The sequence below is a fragment of the Microbulbifer maximicatervae (SeqCode) genome (assembly GCF_052468095.1).
On record NZ_CP174332.1, the window covers coordinates 1,576,637 to 1,595,583 of the forward strand.

At 47.9% G+C, this 18,947-nt stretch carries 14 protein-coding genes; 10 read left to right on the forward strand and 4 right to left on the reverse strand.

Translation table 11 applies throughout. The features are described 5' to 3' along the window. Window positions 1-253 precede the first annotated feature (253 nt). Window positions 254-3,643: a Gfo/Idh/MocA family oxidoreductase gene (locus ACJJIL_RS06865; RefSeq protein ID WP_445361497.1), complete on the forward strand. Its 3,390-nt coding sequence runs from the start codon at window positions 254-256 to the stop codon at window positions 3,641-3,643. Beyond that, window positions 3,640-4,833 (forward strand): MFS transporter, encoded by a 1,194-nt coding sequence (locus tag ACJJIL_RS06870; protein WP_445361498.1) that lies wholly within the window; start codon window positions 3,640-3,642, stop codon window positions 4,831-4,833. The genes ACJJIL_RS06865 and ACJJIL_RS06870 overlap by 4 nt, the downstream gene beginning before the upstream one ends. Window positions 4,834-4,919: 86 nt before the next feature. On the opposite strand, the gene ahpC is transcribed toward ACJJIL_RS06870, so the two are convergent. Then, complete coding sequence (gene ahpC, locus ACJJIL_RS06875) at window positions 4,920-5,486, reverse strand: alkyl hydroperoxide reductase subunit C (protein WP_445361499.1); 567 nt, start codon at window positions 5,484-5,486, stop codon at window positions 4,920-4,922. Between the two features lie 243 nt (window positions 5,487-5,729). Here ahpC and ACJJIL_RS06880 point away from each other — a divergent pair, with 243 nt between their 5' ends. From ACJJIL_RS06880 to ACJJIL_RS06890, 3 genes are read left to right on the forward strand one after another with little or no spacing between them, the layout of a single operon-like run. Then, window positions 5,730-7,046 carry a DUF2157 domain-containing protein gene (locus tag ACJJIL_RS06880; RefSeq protein WP_445361500.1) on the forward strand — a complete coding sequence of 439 codons (1,317 nt, stop codon included), beginning with the start codon at window positions 5,730-5,732 and terminating at the stop codon, window positions 7,044-7,046. Further along, the gene (locus tag ACJJIL_RS06885) at window positions 7,043-7,570 is read left to right on the forward strand and encodes a GDYXXLXY domain-containing protein (protein ID WP_445361501.1); all 528 of its coding nucleotides are present in this window, start codon (window positions 7,043-7,045) and stop codon (window positions 7,568-7,570) included. Before ACJJIL_RS06880 ends, ACJJIL_RS06885 begins: the two co-directional genes overlap by 4 nt. Before the next feature lie 19 nt (window positions 7,571-7,589). Continuing rightward, window positions 7,590-8,201 (forward strand): CPBP family intramembrane glutamic endopeptidase, encoded by a 612-nt coding sequence (locus ACJJIL_RS06890; protein WP_444893359.1) that lies wholly within the window; start codon window positions 7,590-7,592, stop codon window positions 8,199-8,201. Window positions 8,202-8,363: 162 nt separating this feature from the next. On the opposite strand, the gene ACJJIL_RS06895 is transcribed toward ACJJIL_RS06890, so the two are convergent. Continuing rightward, window positions 8,364-8,948 (reverse strand): exopolysaccharide biosynthesis protein, encoded by a 585-nt coding sequence (locus ACJJIL_RS06895; protein ID WP_445361502.1) that lies wholly within the window; start codon window positions 8,946-8,948, stop codon window positions 8,364-8,366. Between the two features lie 382 nt (window positions 8,949-9,330). On the opposite strand from ACJJIL_RS06895, the gene ACJJIL_RS06900 reads away from it, so the two are divergent. Next, window positions 9,331-9,930: a CPBP family intramembrane glutamic endopeptidase gene (locus ACJJIL_RS06900; protein WP_445361503.1), complete on the forward strand. Its 600-nt coding sequence runs from the start codon at window positions 9,331-9,333 to the stop codon at window positions 9,928-9,930. 109 nt (window positions 9,931-10,039) lie between these two features. On the opposite strand, the gene ACJJIL_RS06905 is transcribed toward ACJJIL_RS06900, so the two are convergent. Both ACJJIL_RS06905 and ACJJIL_RS06910 read right to left on the reverse strand, forming a co-directional pair. Further along, on the reverse strand, window positions 10,040-10,687 hold the full coding sequence (locus tag ACJJIL_RS06905; RefSeq protein ID WP_445361504.1) for an NAD-dependent epimerase/dehydratase family protein: 648 nt from the start codon (window positions 10,685-10,687) through the stop codon (window positions 10,040-10,042). A 217-nt stretch (window positions 10,688-10,904) separates the two neighbouring features. Beyond that, a complete protein-coding gene (locus ACJJIL_RS06910) occupies window positions 10,905-11,333 on the reverse strand; it encodes a DUF4174 domain-containing protein (RefSeq protein ID WP_444911124.1) in 429 nt (142 codons plus the stop codon). 279 nt (window positions 11,334-11,612) lie between these two features. Between ACJJIL_RS06910 and ACJJIL_RS06915 the strand changes: the two genes are divergently transcribed. From ACJJIL_RS06915 to ACJJIL_RS06930, 4 genes are all read left to right on the forward strand, one after another. After that, window positions 11,613-13,007, forward strand: coding sequence for an MFS transporter (locus ACJJIL_RS06915; protein ID WP_444911123.1), 1,395 nt, complete (start codon window positions 11,613-11,615; stop codon window positions 13,005-13,007). A 244-nt stretch (window positions 13,008-13,251) separates the two neighbouring features. Continuing rightward, window positions 13,252-13,761, forward strand: a complete 510-nt coding sequence (locus tag ACJJIL_RS06920) for a hypothetical protein (RefSeq protein WP_282932151.1) — start codon at window positions 13,252-13,254, stop codon at window positions 13,759-13,761. Between the two features lie 2 nt (window positions 13,762-13,763). Further along, window positions 13,764-15,794 carry a tetratricopeptide repeat protein gene (locus ACJJIL_RS06925; RefSeq protein WP_444911122.1) on the forward strand — a complete coding sequence of 677 codons (2,031 nt, stop codon included), beginning with the start codon at window positions 13,764-13,766 and terminating at the stop codon, window positions 15,792-15,794. Beyond that, the gene (locus tag ACJJIL_RS06930) at window positions 15,791-18,925 is read left to right on the forward strand and encodes a tetratricopeptide repeat protein (protein WP_445361505.1); all 3,135 of its coding nucleotides are present in this window, start codon (window positions 15,791-15,793) and stop codon (window positions 18,923-18,925) included. The genes ACJJIL_RS06925 and ACJJIL_RS06930 overlap by 4 nt, the downstream gene beginning before the upstream one ends. The last annotated feature ends 22 nt before the right edge of the window (window positions 18,926-18,947 follow it).

The window sequence follows — 18,947 nt, forward strand, 5'->3', positions numbered from 1 at the left end:
CGATAGCTTTTGGCAATCGTTGTTGGCTATTTGATTGGTTGGGTGTTTAGCCGCAATTTAATGGCTTTGGCAAAGCGATAGCCGTTAGGTGAAACCTTATCGGCGCATCCTGATGTCTATTGAGCCGCAAAGACGACATATAGAAGTGTTGATCGCGGTCTATACCCTCAGGCATCAAAAAAGAGTTGAGTCGTTAATCAGCGCACATTAGCAATAAGTTAGAAGTGCAAGCCCGGTTCTGACGAGCTGGGTAGTGCCAGCGGATGCGAGGTTAAATGTTGCCGCTATGAATCAGAATGTGGTGCATGTCACGGTGGTAGGTGTCGGTCTGCCTGGGGAGTCAATCGGATGGCTGCATTTGTCTCAGCTAATGAATATGCGAAATGTAGTGGTAGATGCGATTGTTGAAGAGTATTGGCTTTCCAGTGATGTCGAGTCATCTGAAAAAGGGATGGTTTTCCGAAATGAGATGGCAAGGCTAAAAGCTCAGTATGGCGATTTCAAAACTTATTCCTCGGTGGCGCAAATACCTGATGCGCATCCCTCCTTTAAAAATTTGGTTGTTATCTCGGTGAGGACTCCACTCGCGAAGGGGATTTTTAAATCGGTAGTTAATAAAGGATATAGGAATATATACCTTGAAAAACCAGGTGCAGACTCGCTGGAAAAGCTGCGTGAAATGGAAAGGATCGCCGACAGAAACAATGTAAATGTTGTTGTTGGCTATCAAAAGCATATCGCAAATTATGTGGATAGAGCCGAAAGGCTTAACGAGCAATGGAAGTTGAAGTCCAGGAGTGTCGGATTCATTCATCACAACCCGCATCCGGAAGCCAACCTGGAAAGCATCTTTAGGCAAAATTCCGAAGGTATGCTGCTCAACCAGTGTTGCCATGAACTTGAACTCTGTATAGCAAAGTGGAACCTTGCTCCTCACAACATTACTGATGTAGTAGTGAATCGAGATGAAACCGTGCAGAAGCGCTTCGGTGATATCGAGGACTTCAAAAAGCTGTCTTTTACGCTAAAAACTAATCTGGGAGTAAGCTTCTCTTTTCTGGCTACCCGTTGTGAAGGCGTAGAAAATTGCATAGTGATGCGAAAAGGCCTTCGAGGTGACCCTGTTTTTATTCGGCAGGCCATGGAAGATGTCCTTGATCGGGCACTTGAGCTTACTAGAAAAGAAAAGGGAGGGATGTGGTATTGCTACTTGTTTGAGCGAGATTATTACAATCTGAAGCGGCTGTTTATTGAATCCATTCTAGATAGCGATGATGAGAAATACTTGAGCCTGCCGCGACTGCTTCATGCATGTGGTGTTCTCGAATTAGCCGCAGGGATAGAGCCCAGTATTAAGGCTCAATTAAGAGAAGATGAAAGCCATCATTCTATCGTACAAATTTCAGATACTATTTGTCAGGCTCCAACAAACCAAAGAATCTGGTACCACCATGGACTCTTTAATCCTGGTAATAAATTCCTTATAGAACTCCTAAGACCGCCGCAGAACAGAATTATTTGTTGTGTTGATGACAAGGTATGGGAACTCTATGGGAAGGGTATTACCGAGTGGCAAGAGTCCATGGGGGTTGAGTTCATCCCGATAGTTATGAAGGGTGGCGAACAGTCAAAAAATATTAATAGTCTTATCAGTATGATTGATGAGATATGGAAGGCAAACCCTCTTCGTTACAGGGAGCCAATCTTAGCTATGGGCGGAGGGGCGGTAACCGATACGATTGGGTTTGTCAGTGCGGTGTGGCGACGGAATACACCCTGGATACGTATTCCAACGACTCTAATGGGAATGATTGACTCCTCTATCGGCATTAAAGTCAGTGTGAACCACAATATTAAGAATGGGATTGGTGCTTTTCATTGTCCCTTGCATACCATTATTGATCCCTCCTTCTTGAAAACTAATCCACAGCGGGTATTAAAAAGTGCGATTGGTGAAATGATTAAGGTTGGAGTGGTATTCAACAAGGATGTGCTCGATACCTTGTCAGCTCAGGGTGCCACTCTGTTGGAAAACAGTTTTTTAGAACCTGATGGCCTGCCGGGAGATGCATCCTATAAACTGCTGATAAATTGTATTGATGCCATGCTGGATAGTATTGCGGGAGACTTAAAAGAAGAGAACTTATCCAGACCAATGGACTTTGGACATACGTTATCCCGCTGGTTGGAGCGTGATGAGGCTTTTAGGTTGATGCATGGTGAAGCTGTGGGCATTGATTGCCTGTTTACTTCGCTGGTAGCTGAAAAAATGGGATTGATATCCAAGGCAGACATTGAGTTACTATTTGGAATTTACGTGCAGCTGGGTCTTGCAGCTAGCGTCAAAGGGCTGAGCCTGGATGTATACAAGACGGCAATAAAACAGATCTCGATTCATCGCTCCGGTACTTTGCGAGCGCCTCTCCCAGCCCCTCTAGGAAACTGTATTTGGGTCAATAAGATAGAGGCGAACCATCTGGAAAGCGCTTGGTATGACCTGCAAGAAAGGCTTACTCGTCATCCAGAGCTCATATTGGATCCTGATGAAATAGCAGAGGAGGAGTATTTACCTAAGCAATTAGACTTGACCAGTCATCAAAGTGCTAAAAAACTACCTTTGAGAAGGCTGCGCTGGGGATTTATAGGCTGTGGAAGAATAGCAAATGATTTTGCATTAGTCCTCGATTACCTGGATTCCTCAGAAGTGTTTGCTGTAGCTTCCAGGGATTTTAATAGAGCGAGAGAGTTTGTGAATAGTCATGGAGCAAGTAGGGCTTATGGCAGTTACCTGGAACTTGTTTCTGATCCTGATATTGACATTGTCTATATTGCAACTATCCCCGAGTTACACCGACAACATGCTGAATTAGCATTAATGGCAGGTAAGCCTGTTCTTATTGAAAAACCTCTGGCGTTAACAGTTGAGGATGCTGTTAGGATTAAAGAGCTTGCCAATAAAAAACAGCTGTTTTGCATGGAAGGGATGTGGATGAGGTTCTTCCCTGCTATTAAATACTGTAGAGATATTATTAGTCTTGGGAATATAGGTAAGGTAAGCCAGCTTCGTGCAGATTTGAGCTTTGACCTGCGTAAGGATGAAGGGTTGCAGTCTCCAAAATGGAAGGTGGGAGCTGGTATGGATGCCGGTGTGTATCCTGTCCACACGGCGTTGATGGTGTTGGGTAGGGGGATATTAGACCTGGAGTTCTCTGGGGTGCTGGATAACTACGGTTTTCAGGAGGATGGTGCCGGGCTCATTTATGCGCACTTCGATAGTGGATCAACAGCTGTAGTTTCCTGGAGTCATCTGGTTGAGGGTGCGGAAGAGTTGGAAATCTATGGTACAGAAGGGCGAATAAAAGTGTTTGCCCCGGCACATTGTCCAACTAGGGTGTCAGTGACGCGGGTCACTGGTGATCGAAGGACAGATAATGAGACTAAGTTGTACGAATTCCCGTTGCCGAGAATAAGAGGCAGGTTTAATTACCCAAATTCTGAAGGGCTTTATTATGAGGCACAGGCCGTTCAATTATGTATTGAAAAAAACTTTATAGAATCACCAGATCTTCCTCTTGCCGATTCTATACAAGCAATCCGAATGATTGAAGAATGTGATCAATATATCAAAAGAAGGGCTGCGTGAAACGCAACATCTATTGGTTTGGATTGCTGTCATGCTATGGGGCTCTATTTTTACTGGGCTTTGTAGAGGTCTATAAAGCTCCAATTTACCCCAAAATTTTAGATTTTTTTTCCGTTTCCCCAACAAAGGGCTCCACCTTTTTCTTCCTGTCCACTTTTTCTGCCTTACTTATGACTTTGTCAGGGGCTCTCTGGGTGAAAAAAATCAGAGTGATCTCTGGGTTAGCATTATTCGTAGTTTTTATGGGGGTAGGGTCGGTACTTTCAGGTATTTCTGGATATCTATACTCGTTTACCCTGCTTATTCTGGGCAGCTTCCTCTTTGGTTTGGGTGCCGGAGGGAGTATGGTTTTGATTAATGTGGCAATACCCCTTTTTGTGCCTGAAAACTTAACTCGTCAAGGTTATTGTGGATTACATAGTACCTATGGGGTGGCTTCCATATTGTCTCCTTTGTTACCCGGGTTGTTATATAAATTTCACTTTGGGTGGGAGGGCGGTTTCTATTTGTTTGGGGGGATAGCTGCAAGCATATTATTTTTTATCTTGTCTGGATTAATAAGAAGAAAAGGAAAACTGAGGAAAAATGGGAGTTCTTTTAACCCTGGCGCCTATAAAGAGGCGAGCCAACGAGATAAAGAACCGAAAGAGTGGTGGATCGCAATTGGTGGTGGGTTTATTGTTTCTGCCTACAACGGCGCTGAACATATATTGGCGAGTAGGATGGTGCTGTTTCTTGAAGCTAGGGGAGGGCACTGGGCCGTTGAGGCGGATATTTTGCTTTCAATCTTTTTCGGATTACTTTGTTTAGGGAGAGTGGCCTTCACTTTTATCCTGCTGAAGGGAAGTGCTTTTTTCTGGTTGATAGTCTCCTTTTTATCGACAGCAGCCGTATTTTCTCTGGGCTACTGGGTGAGCCCACTATGGTTTCCAGTATGTGGATTGACACTATCCTACTTGTTTCCTTATGCCATGGAATGGTTGACTGATTGTAGTAAGAATCCCCCTTTTACAGTTTCATTCTCCTTAGGTATGGGGGGAATTTTCTTGATTCTGGCGCATGCTTTGGTGGGGTGGTTAGATGAAAGTTACGGAATACAAACCGCTATCTTTGTAGTTCCTGTGTTCCTCTTGGGAGGAGTTGTATGTTGCTTGCTTTTGTCACTTATTGCGAAGCAAAGAAGCCATTAACACCGATTTGCAATATTTGACTAACGACAATGCCCGCCAAAAGGGCGGGCAAGGCCAGTTCCAATCCTGTGAGGGCTTGGGAAGACTTAAATTTTGCCTACCAGATCGAGAGAGGGGGCCAGGGTTTCTTCACCTTCCTTCCATTTCGCTGGGCAAACTTCACCCGGGTGAGCAGCGATGTACTGGGCAGCTTTGATCTTGCGCAGCAGCTCACTGGCATCGCGGCCGATACCGCCAGCAGTAATTTCCACAATTTGAATACGGCCTTCCGGGTCGATTACGAAAGTACCGCGGTCGGCAATGCCTTCTTCCTCAATCATTACACCGAAGTTACGGGTAATGGTACCGGTAGGATCACCGATCATCGGGTACTGGATCTTACCGATGGTGTCAGAGGAATCGTGCCAGGCCTTGTGGGTGAAGTGAGTGTCTGTGGAGACTGAGTAGATCTCTACACCCAGCTTCTTAAACTCCTCATAGTTGTCTGCCAGATCGCCTAATTCAGTGGGGCAAACAAAGGTGAAGTCTGCGGGGTAAAAGAAGAATACGGCCCATTTACCTTTGACGTCAGAGTCACTTACATCGTGAAATTCGCCATTTTGGTAGGCTTTGGCGTTAAACGGCTTGAGTTCGGATTCGATATAGCGGGACATGGTTAGCTCCTTATTGGGTGCCTGGCTCTTAACTTTGATGCTGTTTATGCTATTGGCTGATCACTAATAATAGAAATTAACAATTTAAATATCTGAGATAGTTTTCTGCTATCTAGGCAGCCTGGCGATAATTTAGTCTGCAATCCGTACCAATTTGAGGTCGCTGGTTACATCGGGGATACTCGGGACCAAAGTATTAATACCCATCCATCGGGTATGGGTAATTTTTCACAAGGCGCATCTATGCGATTGATTCGGTTGCTTAAGCATGACCTGGCCCGCGAAGCCGGAGATTGGGTTGAAGACGGTGTGATCAGTGAAGCTCAGGCTGAGCAGATCTGTGCCCGCTATGAAGTGGATTACCACCGGGCGCAAGAAAGAACACTTGGATATCGTATTTTGATTGGGTTGGCCTATCTCTTTATCGGGCTGGCGGTGATTACACTGATTGGAGCCAATTGGGAGGAAATCCCCAGAGCGCTGCGAATGGGGGGGCTGATCGCTTTGACCTTGGTGACCCAGGGAGTGGCGTTTAAGGTTTACCTGTCTGGAGACCGGAAGGCCGGAGAGGGCTTGTTCTTGTTGGGCAACCTGTTTTTTGGTGCGGCGATTATTTTGATCGCACAGGTATACCACTTGGGCGAGCATATGCCAGATGGTATTTTCTGGTGGGCACTGGGTAGTTTGCCATTTGCTTTAATTACCCGCAGCCCATGGATTGCAGAGCAGTCCTTGCTTTTGGCTTTGCTTTGGTTCTTCCTGGAGTCGAGTTTAGGCTTTTACCCCGCCCTGTTCCCAATTTTCTTGCTGGGGGCCCTCTATATTCTGTTAAGTGGTCGTGAGAGCGTGATTCTCTTGCTGACCTTTATCTTTGGCTTAGGTTTTTGGCTGGAATTTTCCCTATCAGAATTTTGGCGTTTGCAGGATGGGAAATTTAGTGCGGATATTTATCCAGAGAACCTTGCTGTTGCAGTCTCGCTCTTTATCCTGATGTATTGCTTTGCCCATTGGTTGGCAACTCGCCCGTCGGCGGTAGCCAAGGACTACGCAGCAGTAATCTCTATTTGGTGCCTTCGGTTTACTTTAATTGGCTTACTGATTTTTAGCTTTGAATATCCCTGGGAGGAGATGATAGAAGCCCCCTGGAGTCACCTACCTTCTATGTGGGCGGTAGTGGGGACTATGTCTGCTGTGTCGATAGTGTTGGCGCTGCTGTCTCAGAGGTTGCTATTCGGACTGGGGTTGTGCGGTGTTTTTGCGGCAGTACTTGCGTTCGTAACGAATGCCAGCTCCAGTGACTACGCAGTTTGGTTACAAATTGTTACAAACTTTGCCCTGATTACCTGTGGAATCTGGTTGATCTTCAGGGGTATTCACGATGGTATCTCGCACTACTTCTTCCTCGGAGTTATGGCGGTCCTGTTGACGGCTCTGCTGCGCTATATTGACTTGATTGGCGACTATATAGGAGCTGCTCTCCTGTTTATTCTCTTCGCAGTTTTATTGCTGGCAGCAGCCAAGTATTGGAAATATCACCAGGCGGGGGGAAGTTTGCGATGAAACGTAGAGTTGTGATTGGCCTGGTTGCCGCCATTGGCGTGCAGTTTTTTATACTGTTAGGAATGTATATTAAGGCTCAAATGCCGCTGTGGACGGGCCAGCCTGTCTCAGTGAAAACTGTTCCTGTAGACCCGCGCTCATTATTTCGGGGTAACTATGCCCAGTTGAGTTACCCCTTTTCCACTTTAGATAAAGCCTTGTTTAAAGGGCAGGGACGGTTGCGTCAGGGAGAGGTGGTTTATGTGGGCCTAGAGAAAGGCGCATCTGGATTGTATGAACGAGCCTCTGTCAGTCTTGAACAACCACAGGGCGGAGTCTTTATTCTAGGGCGGGTAGCAGGCCAGAATTTTTGGAACTCATCAGATAGCTACCGGATTCGCTACGGTATTGAAGCCTACTTTGCTCCGAAGGAAAAAGCCCTGGATCTGGAAAAACAACTGCGGGATGGTGGCGTGGCCGAATTGATGATTTCTGCGGATGGGCGAGCGAGCTTGAAGGTTGTCAGAGGCTCAGGAAATCAATAGGCAAAGGGAAAAATCAGGAATGGAAGCGATTGGTCCGGCACGGCGCAGCCTGCCGGTTTTCTTTTTTTTAATGGATATTCAACTGGGCTGTCTATTGCTTGCGGCTCTGGGTCTCTACCTTGTGCCAATGGAAGTTTCATTTATTGGTGATACGGTTTGGCTGCAACTGCTGTTGGGATTGTTAGGCGCTATTGTCACATTTGCGGTAGTACTGACATTGGCTCGTTCTGAGACGCTATTTGGGAAAATGCTGCGGCTCCACTGTACTCAATTGACCCCTCTGTTTTCCAAGTTGTCCCCATCACAGATGGTATGGGTTGCTTTAGCTGCGGGTGTTTGTGAGGAACTGTTGTTTCGTGGTTTTCTACAGTCTTGGCTCTCCCAGCTCAGTACGCCATTCCTCGGCTTATTGGGTGCATCACTGATATTCGCATTACTGCACTGTGTTTCCTGGGTGTACTTCTTCCTTACCTTTATGATTGGGCTTATTTTAGGCATTTTCTACCAAATGTCTGGAGGCTTGGTGGGAGCGATTGTTTGGCATGCGGTATACGACCTTTTGGCAATTTTCGCCATAGTGCACTTTCCCCATTTGCTCGGATTAAAAAATCAAGTCTTAAAGCGAGGGTAAGTAGCTAGCTTTGGTCTGGAGACCCGCAGAGATATTATGGAGTTACTCGCGGGCCCCTAGGCGTTGCGACTTCTTGAAAGGTCTAGACATTCCTGCGAAGCCGCGCCTTGATTGTGAACCGCTCTGCAAGCCAGAGGTATCACGGAGTTATTCAGAGGCTCCCTAGATCACGGCAACGATCACCACTAGTACTAGGGAGGCCGTTAGGATAAAAGCAATAAGCGCTAAGAGTCCGTCTCGAGCTGCCAGCGATAGCCCAAAAATGGTGAGAGCGAGACCAGCAGTTGAGGCAGAGAAGGGGATTACTTCCATTATTGGCAGGGTCAATGCAATAAAAATGCAGGTTCCAGCAATAGCGTAGGTGCCATATCGGCGCACGATAAAATCCATCCGTGGCTGAATCCAGCGGTCGGCAAATCGGGCGGGCTTTTCCATCCAGTGCAGGGCATCCATCAGCTTCTCGCTGGATATGGAGCGCTTGATCAACCACTGTGGAAGCCAGATATAGTTGCGCTTCATCAGCAGCTGTAGGGCAAACAGTAGTAGCAAAACACCCATCGCGGTAGACATTCCGGGAATACCGCTCAGAGGGGAAAACAGGATCAACCCGATAAGGATAAGGAATGGGGCAAAGGATCGAAGCCCCACAGCCTCAATAACATGCTGGATGGAGATTTTTTCCTGCCCCTGACTTTTCTCCTCAATATCCTTCAGCAGCTGGCCCAGTCCTATGATTTCTTGTGTCATGGTTGGAATTAGTTGCTGTGTAGTTTCTTTGCAAGACAATCTACTGATAAGAGGGCTGGAAACCGGGTAGTCTCTACGAGCTATCCGATTCCAGAGATATTGTCGAGCATAGCACTGTGACTGGCTTTTCGGCTAAAGTCAGGCAGTTTTTCAAAGGGGATAAGCTGTCTGGCGTCAAACTAAACGGATAGAGATAAGCTGTTGGCGGAGGATTATGCCTGTCATCATTTTCTGTTAGATTATTGCCGATGGAGGGTGTGCTTATTTCGGCTGATTGAATTTCGATGTGGTTTCTAGTTGGAACGGAATCCTAAGGCAGTCTATTTAGGTACTGAGTCACTCGACTACCTCGATAAATTACTAATAAAAAGGACGGTCACAAATGGATGCTGTTGACCAAACAAAAGGGAATTCACCAGTTTTTCTTTTATTAATTGGCACTCAGGTTGTTTGCTTGTTGCTGGCCCTTCTGGGCTTTTATCTGGCTTCACCCAAGGTAGTGATCATTGGTGATAGCGTAGGGTTGCAAGTAATAATTGGCATCATTGGTGCAATGGCTACCTACGGTGTGATGTTGTCGTTAACTCGCTCAGAAACGACCCTAGGCAAGTCAATGCGGCGTCAATCGATCGCCCTGATTCCGCTATTTTCACGATTGTCTTTCTTTCAGCTGCTGTTGATTTCTATTGTAGTCGGAATTTGTGAAGAGCTTTTGTTTCGGGGGTTTTTGCAGTCCTGGTTATCAGAACTTAGCTCGCCATTGTTGGGGTTATTAATTTCTGCAATTGCATTTGCGCTACTTCATTTCTCATCGTGGACCAATTTCTTTCTGACTTTGGGAATTGGTGTGGTTCTAGGAGTGGTTTACCAAGTGTCCGGAAGCTTATTGGGAGTGATAATCTGGCACGCAGTCTACGATGCAATTGTCCTTATTGTTTTGACTCAATATCCGCATTGGCTAGGGATTAAGATAAAGGAATAACCGCAATATTCGGGAGCGATTTACTTATTTTAAGCTCCCGAATTTAACCTTTGAGGTTTAAGGAGCCTCCCAGATTCGCCGAGACATTACGGAATTATTCAGAGGCTCTTTACGTATTGAATAACTCATCCAAACGCAGGGTCTCAACCCCTGTTCGTTCTTGTCGACTTAAATAAACCATTTTTTTGGCTACTTCACGCCCCTCAATGGGCCTATAACGTCTCAGCCCCGGCAGCATACAAATTACTGGCAGGAGGATGCCTCCGAATTTCTCACCGGGTCGGGCATTTGCACGATCTCCGAGGAGTAGGGAGGGTTGCAGTATACTGATGCGCTTAAATGGAAGTTTCTTGATTTTCTCTTCCAGCTCACCCTTCATACGTAAGTAAGCACTGGCGCTATTGGCATTGGCTCCGCTGGATGAAACCAGTAAGTAATGGCTGACCCCTGCCGCCGCTGCCAATTGGGCTGCTTGGTATTGATATTCAACGTCAACCTTGTGCTGGGCGGCTAGGCTGCCGGCTTGCTTGCGAGTGGTTCCCAGGCAGGAAAATAGAGTATTTCCCTGAAAAAGAGGGGCAGCCTCCTCCAATCGATCAAAATCGACAATATGATTATGTATTCTTTGACTTGCAGTGGCTTTGGGGCGTCGAGTGAGGGTAAGTACTTCATCAAAGACTTCTTCACCAGCCAGTTGCTCTGTGAGATGGCCACCGATAAGGCCCGTAGCTCCGAGGATAATGGCTCTTTTGCTCATTGGAGGTTGATTTCCATTGGGTAGATGTTCGCAAGGCTAATAGCGTACTTTAGCGCAAAGATGTCTATGTTTGTTAAAAGTTGCCAGCTGGAAAGGGTGTCTGGTGAGCAAAGAAGGCCGAAGCGTAATTAACTGAGGGAAATCTAACTCTGGGATTCCTCAGTAATACTGGAGGATACAAAAATTCTCTATCAGATTGTGGATGTTCAATAATTGTTCACTGTGCAGATCCTTGCTGCATCTCATTGCGTCGCATGGGCATGCTGTCGATACGTTGAAAAATTTCGACGGCTGAGAATTTATCGGCTTTATACTTTACTTCCCCATCCTTCCCTATAAGAAGTACTTGCATTGCTGGTCCTTGCAGATATTTTTCCCGTACATTTTTAGCAAAATTGTCTGTGACTTTACCGGGAAAGTTAGTCTCAAGGGTGTCGTTAGAGAATAGGAACCATATCAAGTTTCTCTCTGCAAACTGCGGCGCTAACTTGAGTAATTCATTGATTGTGCTATTGGGATCTTCCGGGATATTCAGTAATAGAATGCGGTTTTTCCACTGGAAATCTTTTAGGTCGTTCACCGTAGATCCCTGGGCGAATGTAGAAGAAGTCAACAGAACCAAGACAAGCACAATGAACTTATGCATTTACTAATCTCATCTATTAGCGTGATCTTAGGGGGCTCAGTAGGCTATCCAATCACTAATTCAATTTTCCGGTGCTTGGATGTCCTTTAAGCATAAGATATGAGCTGCCAGTTACAAGGCAGATGATGATCCGTATCCACAGTGAAAACTGACTAGTCAAAAGGCGTGTAAATGAGCGAGTGGTCTAGGCTCTAGGCGGGAGTATTAAAAATATATCGCAAGCTAATTAGGTTCTGAAGGATTACCTGAGCGGCTCGGGTGTCGAGTGAATTACGCAGTATGGCTAAACAGAGCGGCAAAATTACACGAGATCAGTACTTGGGGTTGGCTGCATTAGTTCTCGCGGCCTTCCTTATTAGTAATGACTATACCGCTTTTGCCCCCGCACTACCTGCCATCGAAAGAGAATTCAATGCAGACATAACTAGCTCCCAGTGGATCATTAACGGCTACGCCTTGGTTTTTGGTGTTTTCATCATAACCGGTGGCCGCTTGGCGGATATCTATGGCCGCCGCAGAGTATTTATGATTGGAGCGGGAATATTCGTTTTCTTTGCCGTGCTGGGTGGCTTGGCAATGGATATGTGGATGTTATTGATATCCCGCGCATTGATGGGAGTGGGTGCGGCATTGATGTGGCCGTCCACTTTGGCAATGACTTTTAATTTGTTGACCTATGAAAGGTCAGGGTTGGCGGGTGGTATCCTGATGGCCACCTGTGGGTTAGCGAATGCAGCTGGACCAGTTTTGGGTGGGGTGCTCGCAGATTTTTTCAGTTGGCGATGGATTTTCTTCGTTAATATTCTCCTCACTCTGGCAACAATGCTGGCTTGTTGGTGGGCAGTGCCCCCCGATAAACCTCGTGACACCGAGGAAAAAATAGACTTCTTCGGTGTGCTACTATTATGCACCTCGCTATTTTGTTTGCTTTTTGCACTGGATGTTTCCGCGGAAATTGGTTTCAAGCATCCTGTGGTTATCAGCCTGATCGTTGTGTTCCTGGTGTTGCTCTGCCTGTTTACCATCGTGGAGTATCGAGTTGGTAAAGATGCCCTGATTCCCCCTGATATTGCAAAGAACCGGAAGTTCCTAGCGGTAGGTGTTACGACACTCCTAATCTCGGTAGTATTCCTATCGGCAATTCTCTATGTCCCCCAATTTTTGGCGAATTTTCGTGGTTACTCAGCATTTCAGGCCGGTTTATCTTTGGTCCCTTTAATGGTCGTATCGGGGCTGGTTGCTATTATCTCCGGCCGCTTCTATGAGCTAGCTGGACCAAAATTACTCGTCTCATTAGGTATTTTGGGGATGAGTGTTGGAATGTTCATGCTCTCGAACCTGACTTCGGACACGGGTTTTCTGGATATGTGTCCGGGCTTGGTCGTGTTGGGAGTGGGTATTGGGCTGTTCAATCCATCCAGTACGACTGCGGGTATTACGGTGGTGGAACCTCACCGTGCCAGCTTGGCAGGCGCTATCCTCTATATGTTTAAAATTGGTGGCGGTGCGGTTGGTTTGGGTATGAATGCTACAATCATTGCCTTCGCTCCAGATATACCTTCGGGTATAGATAGAGCTTTTACAGTAAATGCTTACCTAGCCTTGGTTGGTTTGATTGTTTGCATGTTCTTTGTGATCGGTAGGCCAGAGAGCCAAAGCGGAGAGCTTTCTTGATCGCAAGTGAAGTGCGTCTCACTTCTTTTGTGCTGTAGATCTCTTTTATTTGCTGGAAGTGCTTTTTTCAAAATTTATCCATTCTTTGAGTTTTTGTGAGATTTGAATTTCCTCACATCTGATTAACCCTCTATTCAATACAATGCCGCAGCTCAAGGCTCTGTTGTGCCTGGGTTTATTGCGGTCCTGTTCCAGATTATCTGACAGGAATTGATAGTTTAGGGTTGGGTCGGAGGTAGGCCACATGTTCAGAATTCTTCAGATTGTACTTTTCTTTCTGTTGGCCAGTACTGGGCATGCTCAGACTATTGATAGAGATGATATCCGTGGCCTGGATGAGCAGATCCAGGATGTTAAGAAAGATGTTATTGATCTCACTGCTGAGTTGTCACAGCTGGAGGAAAAGCTCTTATTCCCCTCTAATACGCAGGTAGCTCTTTTTGTCTCGGTGGCTGATGAAAAGCCCTTCGAGCTGGAGTCGGTTGAGGTCACACTGAATGGCAAATTAGTTGCCCATCATCTCTATACCTACCGGGAAATTGAGTCCCTGCAAAAAGGTGGGGTACAAAAAATATACACTGGCAATGTGCAAGTGGGTGGGCACCCATTAGAGGTTAGTTTTCTCGGTAAAACCCCATCAGGAAAAGAGTATCGAGCCACAGCTTCCTACACTGTAGAGAAGGCAGTGGGTCCTAAATTTGTCGAGATTAAGGTTCTGGGAACCGAGTCCACGATAAACTTCAAGGACTGGTAATCATGCTCAGGTCCCTGGTAAATGTGTTGTCCTGTCAAACCAGGGTGATGCTTGGTGCTCTATCCCTTTGTTCTTTGGCTGCTCTCCCCGCTGCAGCGGCGACTGAACCGCAGGAAGAACTTAAAGACCTGTTTTTCGGTGCGGCAATGTTTCATGCCCATCAGGAAAGTTATTTTGATGCGATTGTGGCACTGGACACAGAACTTGCTCAGTATCACCGCTTAGATCAGCCCGAACTCGATCCTTTCAGTGCGCACTTGGGGCAAGCTGAGTTTTCGGTGGGTGACTTGGAATTGTCCTACCGAATGCACAGGGAGGCCGGGCGGGCTATTGAGGCTGTACTGCAGGGAAATGTTTCCCAGCCGGTGCGCAATGAAGCCGCGTATCGACTGGCAAAAATTCACTATCACAAACAACAGCCGCGCAACGCCTTACACGCCCTGGAAATGATTGATGGGCGGGTTCCCGAGAGGGTCCGTGCAGATGAGCAGTTTTTGCGTGCTCGAGTCTATATGCAGCTCGGTCGATTCGAGGAGGCCGTAGAACTGCTGCAAGACCTGAAGGGTGAAGAGTCGCTAGAGGGCTTTGTTTCCTTCAATTTGGGTATTGCCCAACTGAAGGCGGGAGAAGAGGAGCGCGGTGTTCTGGAGTTGACTGCACTGGGAAGAAAGCGCAGTTCAGAGGCGGCCCTGCAGGCCCTTTACGATAAAACCAACCTCTTATTGGGCTCCCATTTAATGGAGCTGGGCAAGCTGGATATGGCGCGCCCCTATTTTGATCGTGTAAACCTCGATGGCCCTTTTTCAAATAGGGCGCTGCTGGGTGCTGGCTGGGTAGAGGCCCGCGCGGGTCGCTATGATCGGGCACTGGTGCCCTGGAAACTGTTGCAAGACCGCAAAGGCACCAGTGAGCCAGTGCAAGAGGTCATGTTGGCGGTGCCCTATGCCTATGGCAAATTGGATGTCCACAGTACCGCTGCAATTAACTACGGCCGCGCATTAGACGCGTTCGGGCGCGAGATTGATACCCTCACTCAGTCTATTCATAGTATTCGCAAAGGTAAGTTCCTTGAGGCGTTGCGTCGTAAAGAGGCTACCCAGGTACAGAACTGGGTAGTGGCCTTGCGCAATTTACCGGAAGCCCCCGAGACCCATTACTTACTCGACCTGATGGCGTCCAATGACTATCAGGAATTTCTGCGTAACTATCGCGACCTCAACGATTTATATGAGCGCAATGAAGAGTGGCTAAAAAGCCTGACAGCCTACGAAGATATTATTCGTATTCGCCGCAACTATTACGAGCCCCTGTTGCCGGAGCTGGACAGGCAATTCCGGGAGCTCGACGCCCGTATCAAGCTGCGGATGGAGCAGCGCGATCAGTTTGCCAGTCGTATAGAGCAGATGCTGATCTCCCGCCGCCCAGAATACCTGGCAACCGCCGAAGAGCAGGAGGCGCGATTGAAGCTCCTGGAACTTAGCGGAAAAATTGCTGAGCATCCCCAGGGCTTTACTGAAACTACTTTGGAGCGGGTTCAGCGGCTCAAAGGTGTATTGGACCTGCGTCTTTCCTTTGAGTACGACCAGCGTTTGACCGAGGCCTACAAACACCTGGCGGAATTAAACCAAGAGATCGAAAGTCTCCAGTCTGTTTACGACTCCTTTGTGCGCAGTCGCCAGGCGGCAACTCACAGCTATACCGGTTACGACCGCGATATTACTCGTTTGCGCGCGCGTATCCAGCAAACCCAACGGCGACTGAAAACCCTGATGGCCCGCCAGGGCACCATGCTTGAGGCATTGGCAATTGCCGAGTTGGAACGCCGTCGCGCGCAGTTGGAGAGTTATCAAATCAAAGCCCGCTTTGCTCTGGCAGACAGCTACGACCGCGCTAATGAGCTGCAGGAGCAGCGTGAAGATGAATTTAAGGTAGAGCAGCACAAGGCGCTGTTGGAAGAGCAAATCCCTGAGGAGAATCCAGCGGAGATGGAGCCGGTGGAGGAAGAAGAATCAGCAGAGGGAGGTGATTCGTGAGTAAGTTGCTCAAATCTAAATCTCAAGCTGGTAAATCTCTCAATCGTGCCGTCGGTCTTCTCTCTGCACTTATAGTGCTAGGGGGTTGTGCGGGAAACAGCGGTAAGACCATCGGCAGCCTCCAAAATGTCGAAGTAGAAATTAAGGAAGAGCATATTGATGGCAGCCTGGAGAAGGCACTGGCCAGCTACCAGAAGTACTTGCAGGAAACCCCTGAATCCAAGCTGACCCCCGAGGCGATGCGCAGGATTGCCGACCTGAAAATCAAGCAGGCACACCGCGCTGAAGATGCAGAATTCGATAACCTTGCTGGAGTTGCTGCTGGAAGCGGGGCGGTGATCTCTGTCGATGCGTCAGAAGCTATGGCTGAAAATACCCTGGATGCTCCAGAGACGACAGCGCCGGTGGCGAAGGTAGAGCCGGTAGTGACTGAGGCGCAGGCCCCAGGGGTTGTCGAGTCTGATGAGGAGTTTGAAACCCGCGCTAGTGGCAGCATAGAAATAGCTGCAGATGAAACCCCGCTTGAAGCGCCGGGCGTTGATTCTGAAGAGATGATGTCAGCCAATGCCCGCGAGGCCATCGATCTCTATATTAAATTGCTGCAAAAGTACCCCCTGTATCACCGCAACGACCAGGTGATGTATCAGTTATCCCGGGCTTATGAAGAGGCGGGAGAGATTGACGCAGCGGTGGATGTATTGCGCCAGCTGGTGGCCAACTATCCAGACTCGCGACATATCGATGAATCCTGGTTTCGGTTGGGCGAATACTATTTTACCCGCAAGAAGTTTCTCGATGCGGAAGAGTCCTACGGAAAAGTTATCGATATTGGTGTGATATCCAGTTTCTACGAGCTTGCCCTGTATAAACGCGGTTGGGCGTTGTTTAAGCAAGATATGTATGAAATGGCCCTGGATGACTATATCGCCATGCTGGATTACAAAGTCTCCCAGGGCTATGACTTCGACCAGAAAAACAATAAGGGCGAGCGCAAGCATATTGACGATACTTTCCGTGTAGTCAGCTTGAGTTTTTCTTACCTGGAAGGCCCTGATTCGGTTGTCGATTACTTCACCCGCAAGGGCAATAGAGATTACGAGTTCCGGGTATACAGCCAGCTGGGTGAATATTATTTGGAGAAGCGTCGCTACCAGGATGCGGCAAAATCCTATATTGCGTTTGTTGATCGAAACCAATTGCACAGAGTATCTGCGGATTTCTCAATTCGTGTTATTGAAATCTACAGTAAAGGCGGCTTCCCCAAACTGGTGCTGGAAGCGAAGAAGGATTTCGCTACTACTTATGCACTTAATGCCGATTACTGGACTGTATTTGATATTAATGAATACGGAGAGGTGGTTGCCTTCCTGCAGACCAACCTGATCGACCTCGCCGGGCACTACCATGCGGCTTACCAGAATAAGAAGTTAAAAGATAAGAAGGCCGAGAATTATCGCGAGGCGATTCACTGGTATCGAAGCTATCTCGATTCCTTCCGGGAAACTGAGCGCGCACCGGAAATCAATTATCAGCTTGCCGGATTGATGTTAGAAAACCGGGATTTCCATGGTGCAGCTCTGGAGTATGAGCGCACGGCCTATGAATATCCTGCGCATAAGGATTCCAGCGAAGCAGGCTACGCAGCGGTTTACGCTTATCGCGAACATCTGGCCAATAACTTAAAAGATGCAACGGATGAGCAGCGTGCACCACTATTGCGGGAAATTATCCGTTCATCGCTGACATTTGCAGCCACATTCCCTGAGCATGCCAAAGCCCCTCAGATCATGCTCGGCGCGGTGGAGGATCTCTACGGGTTGAAAGACTATGCCCCGACGATCGCCAATGGTCGTTCACTATTGGAGCAGTTCCCCACTGCGGAGCAGGAGATTAGACGTTCTGCCTGGCTGCTGGTGGCTCACGCTTCTTTCGATACTGCGGCTTTTGCGGATGCAGAAATCGCTTACGGTGAAACTTTGACGCTGACTGCCCAGGATGCAAAGGATAGGGCGGGTCTGGTAGATAACCTGGCGGCTTCTATCTACCAGCAGGGTGATATGGCCCGTAAGCAGGAGGATCATGCAACCGCAGCGAGCCATTTCCTGCGTATTCGAGGCGCTGCACCCGGTGCGACCATTTTGGCTACGGCGGAGTACGATGCTGCCGCATCATTGATCGTGCTTAAGGATTGGGTACAAGCGGCAACGGTATTAAATAACTTCCGCAGTCACTTCCCGGAGCATGAGCTGGCAAAAGATGTCACCAAGAAGTTGGCAGTGGTTTACCAGGAGAGCGGTGAGCTGTTGTTGGCAGCTGCGGAATTTGAGCGTATTGAGCGGGAATCCGAAGACGATGAAATACGCCGTGAGGCCTTAACCCAGGCGGCAGATCTTTACGCAGCGGCAGAAGATAGCGCTAAAGCGCTGTCTGTTTTGCGTCGCTACGTCGATTATTTCCCCGAACCCATGGAGCCGGCGCTGGAGACCCGCCAGAAAATTGCCGATATCTACAAAGTGTCCGGGAATCAAAAGCTTTATATGGCAGAGCTTCGTGAGCTGGTGAAAGTTGAGTCCCGCGGTGGTTCCCAGCGCAGCGACCGCACCCGTTATCTCGCAGGTAATGCGGCCCTGCTATTGGCTGAACCCAGCTTTGAGGCTTTCACCCAGGTGGATTTGGTTGCGCCTATCGAGAAAAGCCTCAACCTCAAGCGCAAGCGTATGAAAGCAGCCACCCGTGCATTTACTGACCTGATTGATTATCAGGTGGCCGATGTGACCGCTGCGGCAACCTTTTACCTGGCTGAAATTTATCTCCACTTTAGCATGGCCCTGAAGGACTCTGAACGTCCAACCAACCTGAATGCCCTGGAGCTGGAAGAGTATGAGTTGGCATTGGAGGAGCAGATTTATCCCTTCGAGGAAAAAGCCATTTCTGTTCACCAGAAGAATGTCGAGTTGCTGGGCGTCGGTATTTATAACCCCTGGATTGATAAAAGTATTGGCAAGCTTGCCAATTTAATGCCCGCTCGCTATGCACGGGCGGAAGAGGCTGGTAAGTATCTCCAGACTATTGTACCCCTGCCGCCAGAGCCGGAATTGCCCTTAGCTGGATCAGCAGTTTCGGGTCAGTAATAACAGGCATTTGCCTTTTGGA

Bases quoted from the DNA above. Each gene is read 5' to 3' on its own strand.
- ACJJIL_RS06905 (WP_445361504.1), bottom strand. From the start codon at position 10,687: ATGAGCAAAAGAGCCATTATCCTCGGAGCTACGGGCCTTATCGGTGGC.
- ACJJIL_RS06890 (WP_444893359.1), top strand. From the start codon at position 7,590: ATGGAAGCGATTGGTCCGGCACGGCGCAGCCTGCCGGTTTTCTTTTTT.
- ACJJIL_RS06925 (WP_444911122.1), top strand. From the start codon at position 13,764: ATGCTCAGGTCCCTGGTAAATGTGTTGTCCTGTCAAACCAGGGTGATG.
- ACJJIL_RS06900 (WP_445361503.1), top strand. From the start codon at position 9,331: ATGGATGCTGTTGACCAAACAAAAGGGAATTCACCAGTTTTTCTTTTA.
- ahpC (WP_445361499.1), bottom strand. From the start codon at position 5,486: ATGTCCCGCTATATCGAATCCGAACTCAAGCCGTTTAACGCCAAAGCC.
- ACJJIL_RS06915 (WP_444911123.1), top strand. From the start codon at position 11,613: ATGGCTAAACAGAGCGGCAAAATTACACGAGATCAGTACTTGGGGTTG.
- ACJJIL_RS06910 (WP_444911124.1), bottom strand. From the start codon at position 11,333: ATGCATAAGTTCATTGTGCTTGTCTTGGTTCTGTTGACTTCTTCTACA.
- ACJJIL_RS06885 (WP_445361501.1), top strand. From the start codon at position 7,043: ATGAAACGTAGAGTTGTGATTGGCCTGGTTGCCGCCATTGGCGTGCAG.
- ACJJIL_RS06880 (WP_445361500.1), top strand. From the start codon at position 5,730: ATGCGATTGATTCGGTTGCTTAAGCATGACCTGGCCCGCGAAGCCGGA.
- ACJJIL_RS06920 (WP_282932151.1), top strand. From the start codon at position 13,252: ATGTTCAGAATTCTTCAGATTGTACTTTTCTTTCTGTTGGCCAGTACT.
- ACJJIL_RS06895 (WP_445361502.1), bottom strand. From the start codon at position 8,948: ATGACACAAGAAATCATAGGACTGGGCCAGCTGCTGAAGGATATTGAG.